This is a genomic window from Pedobacter gandavensis (assembly GCF_032678465.1).
Classification (GTDB): Bacteria; Bacteroidota; Bacteroidia; order Sphingobacteriales; family Sphingobacteriaceae; genus Pedobacter; species Pedobacter gandavensis_B.
Window position 1 is genome coordinate 259,351 of record NZ_JAVTSK010000004.1, and the last position, 13,232, is coordinate 272,582.

12 protein-coding genes are annotated in these 13,232 nt (G+C 39.4%); 6 read left to right on the top strand and 6 right to left on the bottom strand.

What is annotated here, in order from left to right:
* Position 1 precedes the first annotated feature (1 nt).
* Together R2Q94_RS09735 and R2Q94_RS09740 are read right to left on the bottom strand one after the other, a co-directional pair.
* Positions 2 to 1,852: an alpha-L-fucosidase gene (locus R2Q94_RS09735; protein ID WP_316821262.1), complete on the bottom strand. Its 1,851-nt coding sequence runs from the start codon at positions 1,850 to 1,852 to the stop codon at positions 2 to 4.
* Positions 1,853 to 1,889: 37 nt separating this feature from the next.
* Positions 1,890 to 2,759, bottom strand: coding sequence for an AraC family transcriptional regulator (locus tag R2Q94_RS09740; protein WP_316821263.1), 870 nt, complete (start codon positions 2,757 to 2,759; stop codon positions 1,890 to 1,892).
* Positions 2,760 to 2,970: 211 nt separating this feature from the next.
* Here R2Q94_RS09740 and R2Q94_RS09745 point away from each other — a divergent pair, with 211 nt between their 5' ends.
* The 5 genes from R2Q94_RS09745 (at position 2,971) to R2Q94_RS09765 (ending at position 9,281) form a co-directional block, all read left to right on the top strand.
* Positions 2,971 to 5,085 (top strand): sulfatase-like hydrolase/transferase, encoded by a 2,115-nt coding sequence (locus tag R2Q94_RS09745; protein WP_316821264.1) that lies wholly within the window; start codon positions 2,971 to 2,973, stop codon positions 5,083 to 5,085.
* A 269-nt stretch (positions 5,086 to 5,354) separates the two neighbouring features.
* Positions 5,355 to 5,921 (top strand): UbiX family flavin prenyltransferase, encoded by a 567-nt coding sequence (locus tag R2Q94_RS09750; RefSeq protein ID WP_316821265.1) that lies wholly within the window; start codon positions 5,355 to 5,357, stop codon positions 5,919 to 5,921.
* Between the two features lie 54 nt (positions 5,922 to 5,975).
* Complete coding sequence (mtaB, locus tag R2Q94_RS09755) at positions 5,976 to 7,295, top strand: tRNA (N(6)-L-threonylcarbamoyladenosine(37)-C(2))-methylthiotransferase MtaB (RefSeq protein WP_316821266.1); 1,320 nt, start codon at positions 5,976 to 5,978, stop codon at positions 7,293 to 7,295.
* A gap of 32 nt (positions 7,296 to 7,327) precedes the next feature.
* Positions 7,328 to 8,482 (top strand): prolipoprotein diacylglyceryl transferase, encoded by a 1,155-nt coding sequence (locus R2Q94_RS09760; RefSeq protein ID WP_316821267.1) that lies wholly within the window; start codon positions 7,328 to 7,330, stop codon positions 8,480 to 8,482.
* Positions 8,483 to 8,492: 10 nt separating this feature from the next.
* On the top strand, positions 8,493 to 9,281 hold the full coding sequence (locus R2Q94_RS09765) for an inositol monophosphatase family protein (RefSeq protein WP_316821268.1): 789 nt from the start codon (positions 8,493 to 8,495) through the stop codon (positions 9,279 to 9,281).
* A gap of 81 nt (positions 9,282 to 9,362) precedes the next feature.
* Here the strand turns inward: R2Q94_RS09765 and R2Q94_RS09770 are convergent, their stop codons facing one another.
* The 4 genes from R2Q94_RS09770 to R2Q94_RS09785 all read right to left on the bottom strand — a co-directional run bounded on the left by R2Q94_RS09770 (position 9,363) and on the right by R2Q94_RS09785 (position 12,452).
* Positions 9,363 to 9,914 carry a NifU family protein gene (locus R2Q94_RS09770; RefSeq protein WP_316821269.1) on the bottom strand — a complete coding sequence of 184 codons (552 nt, stop codon included), beginning with the start codon at positions 9,912 to 9,914 and terminating at the stop codon, positions 9,363 to 9,365.
* A 77-nt stretch (positions 9,915 to 9,991) separates the two neighbouring features.
* Positions 9,992 to 11,338 (bottom strand): adenylosuccinate lyase, encoded by a 1,347-nt coding sequence (gene purB, locus R2Q94_RS09775; RefSeq protein WP_316821270.1) that lies wholly within the window; start codon positions 11,336 to 11,338, stop codon positions 9,992 to 9,994.
* A 139-nt stretch (positions 11,339 to 11,477) separates the two neighbouring features.
* Positions 11,478 to 11,690 carry a hypothetical protein gene (locus R2Q94_RS09780; RefSeq protein ID WP_316821271.1) on the bottom strand — a complete coding sequence of 71 codons (213 nt, stop codon included), beginning with the start codon at positions 11,688 to 11,690 and terminating at the stop codon, positions 11,478 to 11,480.
* A 546-nt stretch (positions 11,691 to 12,236) separates the two neighbouring features.
* Positions 12,237 to 12,452: a hypothetical protein gene (locus R2Q94_RS09785; RefSeq protein WP_187666777.1), complete on the bottom strand. Its 216-nt coding sequence runs from the start codon at positions 12,450 to 12,452 to the stop codon at positions 12,237 to 12,239.
* 210 nt (positions 12,453 to 12,662) lie between these two features.
* Here R2Q94_RS09785 and R2Q94_RS09790 point away from each other — a divergent pair, with 210 nt between their 5' ends.
* Complete coding sequence (locus tag R2Q94_RS09790) at positions 12,663 to 13,229, top strand: sigma-70 family RNA polymerase sigma factor (RefSeq protein ID WP_316821272.1); 567 nt, start codon at positions 12,663 to 12,665, stop codon at positions 13,227 to 13,229.
* Positions 13,230 to 13,232 lie beyond the last annotated feature (3 nt).

Here is a 13,232-nt window from a genome sequence, read left to right on the forward strand (position 1 = left end):
ATTAAAGGTTACTTTCTATTGCACCTACTTTCTCCCGATACAGTTCTATCGGACCATCCAGTAATACTGCAATTACAGTTAAGCTTTTGTCTAAGCGGTCTTCAGGAACAGGAATGTATACAATTCCAGGAACTGCGCTCCAGTACAATTTATTGTAAATTTCCGGCTCCATCATGGTGCCTTCACCAACTACACGGATTCTACTGATTTTATTTTTAATTCCTTTCAAGGCAATCGGGCCTGTTGGCTTACCTTCTACGAACAGGAACAAGGTTTGTTTATCTGCTGACAATGCACTTTTACCCTGGTAATGTCCTTCCGGGAGTCCCTTTGTTGTTTTGTATAAACTTTCTGAATTCTTAGTGATCCAGTTGTAAAGCTCAGGAGATAGTGAGTTTTTTTCTGAGGCTAAGCCTAATCCGTCTACGGTAAGTTTTGTTTGATCGAATGGGTTATTTCCATCATGAATGGCACTGGTAATCTGGGTAATCTGTTGTTTTATACTGCCTTTTTTTTGAGGAGCCAACGTTGCAACTACAGCTGTTTTTTCTGCTAAACGGATGGGTTCATTGAATTGAATTGCCATTACGGTGACGTCCTGATCGGTTGCGTTTTCAGGAATGGTCAGCGTCAGGTTATTGCCTTCTTTTTTTACTCTTAAAACTTGGTTGTTGCCTACGATTCTAGCAGATTTAACTGCTGAAAGGATGCCATTTAAGTTGAAGACACCTTCATAAGGCTTCCAGTCGGCATACAGATATAATGTTTTCCTGTCTTTAGAAAGACTGGTTTTTCCGTTGAAATGTTCCGCAGGGATACCCGAGCGTGTTCCATAAATGGCTTCGTCATGTTTGCTGGTCCAGCGGGCCAGGCCTTTTAGCACTTTAACTTGTTGTTCGGGAATTGTTCCATCAGCTTTAGGGCCGATGTCTAACAATAGATTTCCACCCATACTAATACAGTCTACCAAGGTGCGGATGATCATATTTGGGGATTTATATTTGTTGTCGTATGGCTGATAACCCCATGAATCATTGATGGTGTAACACAATTCCCAGTAGTCTCCGGCAGGTTTTACTACAGGAATGCCCTGTTCAGGAGTTTCGTAATCCCCATGGTGATTTAGGCGTGAGTTGATAATGATGTCTGAATTGTAACTGCGCAGGTTTTTAAGCACTTTTTGTGCCTGCCATTCTTCGCCATTGTGTTCCCAGTCTCCATCAAACCAAATTAAATCAGGTTTATAGTTAGCAGAAAGCTCATTTAGTTGTTGTTGGTAGTAGCTAAGAAAGGTATTCCATCTTTCTGGTTCTGCTTTCAATTGATATCTTTTATGTTCTCTAGTGAACACATCATAGTCTGGATAACTCCAATCCGGTAAAGAGAAGTACAATCCTGTTTTTAAGCCAGAAGCTTTCAATGCTTTGACAAATGGACTAATCAGGTCTTTTTTTGCTGCGCTATGTTTGAGCGTGGTGGTAGCATTATGGGCTTTTGTATCCCATAAAGAAACCCCATCGTGGTGTTTAGTGGTGATGACTGAATATTTGGCTCCGCTTTCTTTGATCAGCTTAACCCATTCTTCCGGTTGGTAATTGGAGGCATTAAAACCATCCAATTGTTTCATATAATTATCATGGTTGATGTAGTTGTTAAAAAATGCCCAGGATTCTGAAATTCCATTTACGGAATATATGCCCCAATGGATAAAAATGCCAAGTTTAGCATCGGTAAACCATTCCATTTTTTTGGCATTGGTACTGGTCTTTTCTTTGGAGTTGTTTACCTGTGCTTTGCTGGCGCTGACCGACAGGCAAAGGAATAAGGCAGACAATAAGGTCTTTTTGTTCATAGAATGGTTAGGTTTCGTTGTGTGTGTGATTTATGGGTTATTTCTGTAGATAAGATTTCTGGTAGCTTAATGGGCTTTTTCCAGTAATGATTTTAAAGTGCTTGTGAAAACTGGCAAAGTTATGAAACCCACTTTCATAACAGATCTGTTTTACATTCATGCTGTCCTCAATCAGCAATTTGCAAGCATGTCCGACTCTGATTTCAGAGATGAACTGGGTGTAAGTTTTCCTGGTCCTTGATTTAAAATAGCGGCAAAATGAATTTGGACTGATATTGGCCACTGCCGCCATCTCTTCCATTTGGATTTTTCTTTTGAAATTTGCTAAGGAGTAATTGTAAATCGCATTGATGCGGTCATTTTCAATTTCTTCAAAATCATGGCGGAAACCGATGGAGGAAAGCAATTCATGCTGTGTGCAATTTTCAATGGCCAGTAATGCTTCCATCAAAAGAATAATCCTTTTGGAGCCTTCAGATAATAAAATTGATTCCATAATTTCTCCGATAGCGTTTTTTACTTTGTCGGAGATTTGAATTCCTCTTTGTGCTTTTTCGAGAATCAGTTTTAAGGCTTTGTTCTCCGGCAGGTTTAAAAAATGGTTTCCCCAGAAGTTTTCACAGAAATGTACAACTACCACATCTGCATTTTCCTGTTCGTCTTCTACGAAATAGCTATCATCGAATCTCCAGTAATGGGGGAGGTGAGCACCGATCAACACCAAGTCTCCGGACCTGAAACGTTTAATACTGTCGCCGATAAATTGGGTACCATTTCCTTTTTTAAAATAAATTAACTCTACTTCCGCATGGTAATGCCAACGGTTGTTGATGTAGGGGACTTTGTCTCTCCTTGCACTAAATGAATTCACAAGGTTGTTTGAAACTTTGAGTAGTTGTGGCTTCATGAAATTTGGTTAGGTCAGGCTAAAAATATAAAAATCTTTTATAAATACCTTGTAAATTCATTAATACTGTAATAATCGCCAATATTGCTGAATGATCTAAGTACTAACTTTCCCAAAAGATAAGCAACTCAGTATAATCGGGTTACATTAGGCCATTTTTCATAAAAACTGATAACTTTGGTTCCCTAACACATAAATAACCTTAGCCAACATGATGAAAAGAACCTGGAGCACCATGATCATGGTCTTTATGCTTCCTATTGCAGTTATTCCAACCTGTATTAATGCTCAGACATTACAAAAACCTACTCATCCTGATGCCCCAAATATCATATTTATTTTAACGGATGATTTGGGTTATGGAGACCTGGGTGTTTTTTTTCAGAATCAACGCAAACAAAAAGGCAATAAAGCCTTGCCATATCAATTGACACCTTTTCTAGACCAGATGGCTGCATCGGGTGCAAAATTCAGTAACCAATATAGCAATGCTCCGGTGTGTGCGCCATCGAGGGCTTCCTTTATGACGGGAATGAATCAGGGCAATGCCAGTGTAAGAGACAATCAGTTCGACAAACAAATTGAAGATAACCATACCATTGCCAATCTATTGAAAGGGGCAGGATATGCTACTGCAGCGATTGGTAAATGGGGATTACAAGGCGAAACGAAAGATGAACCTAACTGGCCGGCACATCCTTTAAAGCGGGGATTTGATCAATTTTATGGGTATATGAGGCATGCAGACGGTCATGAACATTATCCTTTTGAAGGTTTATATAGAGGTAAAAAAGAAGTCTATGATAATTTTACCAATGTAGCTGCCGGATTGAGTAAAAGCTATACCACAGATCTATGGACTGCTTATGCGAAAAAGTGGATTGTGGATCATGAGCAAGGAAAACATAAGAAACAACCATTTTTCATGTTTCTGGCTTATGATGCGCCACATGCGGTATTGGAGTTACCCACTCAGGCGTATCCTGCAGGTGCTGGTTTAAAAGGTGGTTTACAATGGAAAGGGAAAGAGGGAATGATGATCAACACTGCTTCGGGTGAAATAGACAGTTATGTGCACCCTGACTACCAAAATGCGACTTATGATAATGACCATAATGTGAACACCCCAGAAAAACCATGGCCGGATACTTATAAACGTTATGCTACCGCAAATCGTAGAATTGACGATGCCATAGGTGATCTCCTGCAGCTTTTAAAAGACCTGAACATCGCTGAAAATACTATGGTGGTTTTTACTTCTGATAATGGCCCCTCAATTGAATCCTACCTGCCAAAAGGTTATGTGGCGAACAGTCCGGAGTTTTTTGGAAGTTATGGCCCTTTTGATGGCATCAAAAGAGATGTCTGGGAAGGTGGATTGAGAATGCCTACCCTGGTTTCCTGGCCGGCAAAAATAAAGCCGGGTAAAACGATCCATACGCCAAGCATGCTGTCTGACTGGATGAGTACATTTGCAGCAGCAGCTTATATCCCTACCCCAGCCAGATTGGATGGAGTTTCCTTGTTGCCCAGCCTAACCGGGAAAGGCCGACAGGAGCAGGCTCAGGTTTATGTTGAATACACAGAAGGAGGAAACACACCGAATTTTAAGGAATTCGAAGCTAGTAGAAGAGGGCGAAAACGTAATCAGATGCAAATGATCCGTATGGGTGATCTCGTTGGTGTGCGCTATAATATTCAATCGGCTGCGGATGATTTTGAGATCTATAATGTAGTAAAAGATCCAAAGGAAAGTAGCAACCTGGGAACTGATCCTGCCTATCGCAATTTGCAGGAAAGCATGAAAGAAAAAGTATTACAGGTTAGAAAAGTAGATGCAGAGGCTCGCCGTCCTTATGATGCGGCATTTATTCCTGCAGTAAATCCTAAATCCAGGTTAATTCCGGGTTTAAGCTGGAAATTTTTTGGAGGGGATTTTCAATATGTGCCGAGCGAAAAAGGGACAGCTGTTCAAGAGAAAGGTACTGCAAAGGCGATGGAACATAATGGTGTTCCCAAGCTTCCGGGTATGGTCTTGTATGAAGCCTGGTTCAAAGCCCCCAAAGATGGGGAATATAGTTTCTCTATTGAAACTAATGGAAAGGCCTATGTGCGTTTACATGAAGCTGAATTGCTGGATGCTGACTATGGCTATAGGCCAGGTAAGGAGCTGGAGAGGACCGTGAAATTGAAAGCAGGATACCATCCGATCAAAATTTATGGGTTACAAGAACAGGGAAAAATAATGTCTTTGCGCTTAAAGCAAAAGGCAGTTGGAGCTAACTGGCAGATATTGAGCGAGAACAATCTTTTTAGGGTAAAATAACTCGTTTTAATTGCTTTTAAAGTAGCATTTGTTGTAAAAAAAAGTGTTTAAACTTTCATTTAACCAAAAAGTTAATTACATTTGAGCTTACCCTTTCGAGGGTATGTTTTTCATAGGTAGATGTAGGGTCGGAAATTTATTTCCGATCCTTTTTTTGTTTTAGGCCTTCCAGGCCATTTTTTTAATGAAGGCTTACAAAAAAGCTACCTTTTCTTTGATCACTACATTCGATACACTGTATTTGTTTTAATTTTATCTTTGTTCCGCTTATGGATAAGAAGAAAATCATTGTTGCCATTACCGGAGCCAGCGGCTCGATTTACGCTAAACTACTTCTTGATAACCTGATGGTCCTTGCTGATCAGATAGAGACTGTAGCGGTCGTGATGTCGGACAATGCGAAAGAAGTCTGGAGGTTTGAGTTGGGGAATGAAGACTATGATCATTACCCTTATAAATTTTATCCAAAAATGGACTTCAATGCTCCTTTTGCTTCGGGCTCGGCAAAATTTGACACTATGATTATCATTCCATGCTCTATGGGGACACTGGGTAGAATTGCCCATGGTATTTCCAATGACCTCATCAGCAGAGCGGCCGATGTGGTGTTGAAGGAGCGTAGAAAATTGATCGCTGTAGTGCGTGATACGCCTTTTAGTCTCATTCACATCAATAATTTAAAGATAGTGACCGAAGCTGGAGGCATCATTTGTCCGGCAAGTCCTTCGTTTTACTCGCTACCAAAAACCATCGAGGAAGTGGCACAAACAGTGGTTAGCCGCGTCATAGACCTTGCTGGTCTCCGCCAGGATAGTTACCGCTGGAATGAGGGATAATCTCGTCTAAAACCTTATCTTTGCGCATTCTCAAAGAAATTTTATAAGGGCTAAATGAAGAAGGTTGCATTTTATACACTAGGTTGTAAGTTGAATTTTTCAGAAACTTCAACTATAGGGAGATTATTTACCGATGCCGGTTATTCGGTGGTGGACTTTACAGCAGGGGCAGATGTATATGTGATCAATACCTGCTCTGTAACGGAACACGCGGACAAAAAATGCCGCAAGGTGGTAAAAGAAGCGCTAAAATATTCACCGGATGCCTATGTCACCATTGTAGGTTGCTATGCACAGCTGAAACCAGTAGAAATTGCTGAAATTGAAGGTGTAGACATGGTCCTGGGTGCTGCCGAAAAATTCCGTATCGTAGAATACATTTCTGATTTAACGAAACAGCCAAAGGCCGTTATTCATCAGCAAAATATAGAAAAAGTAAACCATAACTTTATTGCAGCATACTCTATTGGAGATAGAACCCGGACTTTCCTAAAAGTTCAGGATGGTTGCGATTACCCTTGTACTTACTGTACCATTCCTTTAGCACGAGGTGGCAGCAGAAGTGATACCATTGAAAATGTACTGAACAGAGCGAAACAAATCGCAGAAAGCGGTGTAAAAGAAATTGTACTTACAGGTGTAAACCTGGGTGATTTCGGGATCAGGGATGGTAAAAGAGAAGATAAGTTCTTTGATCTGGTGAAGGCGTTGGATGAAGTAGATGGAATTGAAAGAATCCGTATTTCTTCTATTGAACCAAACCTGCTGAGCAATGAGATCATTGAGTTTGTGGCTCAATCAAAAAGATTCGTACCTCATTTTCATATTCCATTACAATCAGGATCTAATAAGATTCTAGGCTTAATGAAAAGACGTTACCAAAGAGAACTCTATACTGAACGTGTAGCGAAGATTAAAGCATTAATTCCTAATTGCTGTATCGGGGTAGATGTGATTGTGGGTTTCCCTGGGGAAACGCATGACGATTTTCTGGATACTTACCAGTTCCTGAATGAACTGGACATTTCTTACCTGCATGTATTTACTTATTCTGAGCGTGAGCAAACTGAAGCGGCAGAAATGAAAGGGCGTGTGGCAGGGAGTACCAGAGCAGACCGTAGTAAAATGCTGCACATCTTATCGGATAAAAAACGCAGGGCTTTCTACCAGTCACAAATTGGTACTGTTGGCGAAGTGCTTTTTGAAGACGATCAGAAGGATGGTTTCATGCATGGTTTTACGAAAAACTATGTAAAAGTAAAGGCAAAATATGACCCGGTAATGGTAAACGAAATTAAAAGGGTGAAATTGGTTGAACTTACTGCTGATGGCGAAGTAGAAGTTGCAGAAAGCGAAGAAGTTTTAGCTCATTAATCTTATATTCGCATAAAAACCTTTCTAAACGTATGTTTCCAACCGTATCCCATTTTATAGAATATCTTTTCGGTGTTCAGATACCTCTTCCTTTCAATACCTTCGGTGTTTTTGTTGCGCTTGCTTTTATTGCAGGGTACTGGGCATTTACTGAAGAGTTTAAACGCAAAGAAGCCTTAGGTATTCTTCATCCGATCAAAAAGTACATTACTGTAGGAAAACCTGCAAGCATGATGGAGCTGGTTTCCAATGGTGTTTTTGGTTTCCTGATCGGTTATAAACTGGTTTATGCTTTATTGAATTATAAGCTATTTGTGAATGATGCCCAAACGGTATTGCTTTCCACTAATGGGAGTATTCTGGGTGGTTTATTCTTTGCAGGTTTATTCGCTTACTGGGACCATAAAGAAAAAAACAGGGTAAAATTACCGGCACCCAAAACAGTGGAAGTGATCCAGCATCCTTATGAGCTGATGGGCAATATGATTGTCTGGGCAGCGGTATGGGGATTTCTTGGCGCTAAGATTTTCGACAACCTGGAGCATTGGGATACCTTTGTACAGGATCCGATTGGTGGTTTATTGTCCTTCAGCGGACTTACATTTTATGGCGGTTTGATCTGTGGCGGTGCTGCGGTATTATATATAGCAAAAAAGAATGGTATCAAAATTCTGCATATGCTGGATATTGGTGGACCAGGAATGATGTTGGCTTATGCAGTTGGTCGTATCGGTTGCCAGATGTCTGGTGATGGAGATTGGGGGATTGATAACTTAAATCCTAAGCCGGTAAGCTGGTTACCAGATTGGTTATGGGCGTATACCTACCCTAACAACGTAGCCAATGAAGGAATTCCAATTCCTGGTTGCGTAGGCAGATTTTGTCATGAGCTGGCCAATCCAGTATACCCGACGCCGATTTATGAAGTGATCGTTTGCTTTATCCTATTTTTAATCCTTTGGCGTATCCGTACTAAGATTAAGCTTCCAGGTATGATGTTTGGAATTTACCTGATGATGAATGGTATGGAAAGATTCTTTATTGAATTGATTCGTGTAAATACCAAATATGATGTTGCCGGAATCCGTTTTACTCAGGCAGAATTGATTTCCAGTATATTATTTCTATCCGGTTTGCTGTTGGTTGTTTATTCTGTGAAGAATAAAGAAAAGCTGGCAAACTATTAAAATCTAAGATTTGAATTACGAATTACTGTGTTCTAAAGTTGTAGCGATTGCCCGCTTAACCGGAAATTTCATCCGCAAGGAGTCCATGAATTTTGAGGCCTCGGCGGTAGAAATTAAGGGGCTGAATGACCTGGTCTCCTATGTAGACAAGACTGCGGAAAAGCAATTGGTTAGAAACCTGGTGAAACTGCTTCCTGAAGCTGGTTTCATTACGGAAGAAGAGACCATTAATACGGTAGGGAAGGTTTACAATTGGATTATAGATCCATTAGATGGGACAACAAATTTCATCCATGGTTTACCTACTTATGCAATTAGTATTGCACTTTATGAAGATGGACAGCCGGTAATTGGCGTGGTCTATGAGATCAATAGGGGAGAGATGTTTTCTACCTTTAAAGGTGGAGCAGCTTACCTGAACAATAAAGAAATCCGGGTTTCCTCAAGAACTGCTTTATCGGAGACTTTAATCGCTACTGGTTTCCCATACTATCAGTTTGATCAGCAGGAGGCCTATATGCAATTGCTTTCCGAAATGATGCGCAGTTGTCATGGGTTAAGAAGAATTGGTTCTGCGGCTACTGATTTGGCCTATGTGGCTTGTGGTAGATTTGATGGTTTTTTTGAATACAACCTGAACTCCTGGGATGTTGCGGCAGGTGCCTACCTGGTTCAGCAGGCAGGAGGAAACATCCTTAATTTCTCTGGGGGTATCGAATTTATCCAAAAGCGCGAGATCCTGGCTACAAATGGACAGATTGATTTGGAGCTGCAGGCGATTATGGCCAAACATTTTTAATTTCAATTAACAGCATATACAGATACAGAAAAGGCCTTGATTTTAACAATCAAGGCCTTTTTCTTTGATGATCTTTTTCGCTTATAAAGCTTCAGATACAACTTCTTTTACTTCAGGAACCATGCGTTGCAATAAGTTCTGGATACCAGATTTTAAAGTAATGGTAGAAGATGGACAACCACTGCAAGAACCTCTAAGTTCTACAGTAACCACACCTTCATCAAATGATTTATAGCTAATCGCACCACCATCTTGTTCTACTGCAGGACGAACATAGTCGTGTAAGATCTGTTGGATCTTGATTTCAATGTCTGTTCCGGTAAACGCAGGAGCAGTTTCGTCAGTTTCTTCTTTGATTTTGTACTCAGATTCTACCGCACCTTTTACAAATTCCTTTAGAATTGGCTCAATATCTGCCCATTCAGCGTCTTCAGTTTTGGTGATGGTGACAAAGTTACTTGCAAAAAAAACGCCGTTTACAAAGTTGAACTTGAACAGTTCCTTTGCAAAAGGAGAATGTTCAGCACTCTCTTTAGTCGCAAAATCTTCGCTGCCATTGATCAATAATTTATTGACCATAAATTTCATGGTGGCAGGATTAGGGGTTTGTTCTGTATATACGTTGATCGTCATTGTCTTTTTTTCTTACAAAAATAAATAATTCAAAGCTGCAAATTACGGTATCGATGTCTGTTTTAGGTCATTAATTCCTAGAAGACACCCGTGTAGCTAAATGGCGTAATTTGTTTTAGTTCTGCTTTTATAGTATCGTTTACATTTAAACCATCAATAAAGGTGGCCATAGTATCCGCTGTAATCTTATGATTGGTACGTGTCAGGTCTTTTAAGGCCTCGTATGGATTCGGATAAGCTTCTCTTCTCAATACGGTTTGAATCGCTTCTGCTACTACCGCCCAGTTGTTTTCTAAATCTGCAGCAATTGCGTCATTATTTAAGATGATTTTGTTTAATCCTCTTAAGGTGGAAGCGATGGTAATCACCGTGTGTGCCATTGGAACACCTATGTTTCTCAATACTGTAGAATCAGTAAGGTCTCTTTGCAGACGTGAAATTGGAAGTTTTGCTGCGAAGAATTCAAATAAAGCATTTGCAATTCCTGCATTTCCTTCGGCATTTTCAAAGTCAATTGGATTTACTTTATGTGGCATAGCCGATGAACCTACTTCTCCTTCTTTAATTCTTTGTTTGAAGTAATTTTTGGAGATGTATGTCCAGATGTCGCGATCAAGGTCAATAATAATGTTGTTGATGCGTTTTAATGCATCACATTGTGCAGCAAACTGATCATAATGTTCGATCTGAGTGGTGTGCTGTGCACGTGTTAATCCCAATACTTCAGTAACGAAATGGTTAGAGAAGTCTACCCAGTTTACATTTGGGTAAGCAATGTGGTGTGCATTGAAGTTACCTGTAGCCCCACCAAATTTTGCACTGTTAGGAATATTTTTTAAGTTATTTAACTGGATTTCCAAACGTTCTGCAAATACCAGGAATTCCTTACCCAATTTAGTAGGAGAAGCTGGCTGACCATGGGTGAATGCCAATAAAGGAACATCTTTCCATTCTGTAGCAAGATCTTTAATCTTGCTGATTAAGTTGCTGATGTTTGGATAGTATACTTCATTTAAAGCCAGTTTAAAAGTATATGGAATGGCAGTATTGTTGATGTCCTGAGAAGTCAGACCGAAATGGATGAATTCTTTATATTCCTGGAAACCTAAATCATCAAATTGTTTTTTGATGAAATATTCTACCGCTTTTACATCATGGTTGGTTACTTTTTCCGTGTCTTTAATCTCCTGAGCATTTGCATCTGAGAATTGCTCATGGATCAGGCGTAATTTTCCATAGTTTGATTTATCAAATTTCGCTAATCCAGGTAATCCAATTTCACATAGTGAAATGAAATACTCTACTTCTACATAAACCCTGTATTTAATTAGTGCAGATTCAGAAAAGTACTTAGAAAGGCTTTCAGTTGTATTTCTATAACGGCCATCTATTGGAGATATAGCTTGTAATGGTGATAAATTCATGGATATTAAGATTGTTTACGGTCGCGAAGTTACGTATTATTCACCGTTTTTGGGAATGGAAGGCCTGCTAATTGAATTTCAGGGCATAAAAAAAGGCTTTGGAGATGTCCAAAGCCTTTTTTTATGGAGTTAATTAAAACTAGTGAGCAGCTGGTTTTTCAGCTTCAGTAGTAGTTTTAACAACTGTATCTTTTACTGTAGTATCTTTTACTGTAGTATCAACTGTAGTTACAACAGCACCTGAGTCAGTTAGAGTAGTATCAGCTGATTCAGCTTTTTTCTCTGAAGTACAAGCTGCTACTGATAAAGTGATTGCTAAAGCTGCGAAACCTAATTTAAATGCGTTTTTCATTATATTTTGTTTAAATGTTAAATAATCAATTTTGTAGATTAATACGCTAAAGGGGAAAAGGTAACCCAGGTAACTCCATTATTTTTTATTTTTTTTCAGGTTGCTCTTTCAGTGGCTGGAAAGGGCCTCAATTGGGCTCCGAATTGCTCTGAGGAAATTAGGGAAAGAGTGGTGGTGTGTGCTGGAAGAGTGGCACCTTCGGATGGGGTATGCTTGGAGTTGGCTTAAGATCGTTGTAGCCATTCAAACTCCAACCGAAGTCCAGGTCAACCCGAAGTTAAACTGCAACTCAATTCGGTCATTTTGAGGTGATTGTGTTTCCTGAAAATAGCGGATGAGCTCAATTCCTCCTGAGCTCAGGTGTGAAGAACGAATGCTTTGGATAGGAGCATTTTTTTTAATGGGCTGGGAATGGCGAAAACTGAGATAAATCAAGAGCTGTGGGGGGAGAAAGTAGGGAGGGGAGTTACCTGATTTGGAAAGTATATGGCAACAAAAAAGGTGCTGAATTTCTCCAGCACCTTTCTTGTGATTAGCTTTTTGAGCTTATTTTTTTGTTACAGTGTCAGTAGCAACAGTTGTAGTTTTTACAGTAGTATCTTTTACTGTAGTGTCAACAACGTTAGTGTCAACTGTAGTAACAACAGCACCTGAATCAGTAAGTGTAGTGTCAGTTGATTCACCTTTTTTCTCTGATGAACAAGCTGCAACTGATAAAGTGATTGCTAAAGCTGCGAAACCTAATTTAAATGCGTTTTTCATTATAATTCTATTTTAAATAATTAATTAATTTTGCAGTTTAATACCTGAAAGATTAAAAGGTAACCCAGCAAATTCAGAAAAAAATATTTTTTTTTATTTGATGAATTTGGATGGACTGACGTTATCATAAGGTATTGAGGGAAAGATCAGAAAAAAGTATTTTTTTTTGGTTAACATTGGGTTACCATTCACGTATAAATGTATTAATTGGTGAGTAATAAGTTAAGCAGTTCAGTTCCAACAGATAGAGAGGTAGTTTTAGGGATACTAAATGACTCAGAAGATACGCTAAATAAATTGTACACCGGATATTTTCCGATGATACTGCAGTTTATTTTGAATAACAACGGTGATGAAGACGATGCAAAAGACGTGTATCAGGAAGGAATCATCGTTTTATACAATAAAATAAAGGGCGGAAATTTTGAATTGAGCAGTAAACTAAAGACCTATATCTACTCAGTTTGCAGAAGAATCTGGTTGAAAAAGCTTTCTCAGGAAAGCAGGAAAACCAATAATGTCTCAGATTTTGAAGATATCATGGCAGTAGAGGTGGAGGTGGAGCAACATGAAGAAAAAGATCAACAGTTTGATAAAATGAACGATGCGCTTCTTCATCTTGGTGAACCTTGCAAAACCATTATTCAGGATTTTTACATCAACGGTCTCTCTATGCAGGACATTTGTGAGAAATTTGGCTATACTAATACCGACAATGCCAAAACTCAAAAATATAAATGCTTACAGCGGCTGAAGAAATTGTTTTTTCAAGTTTAAAGG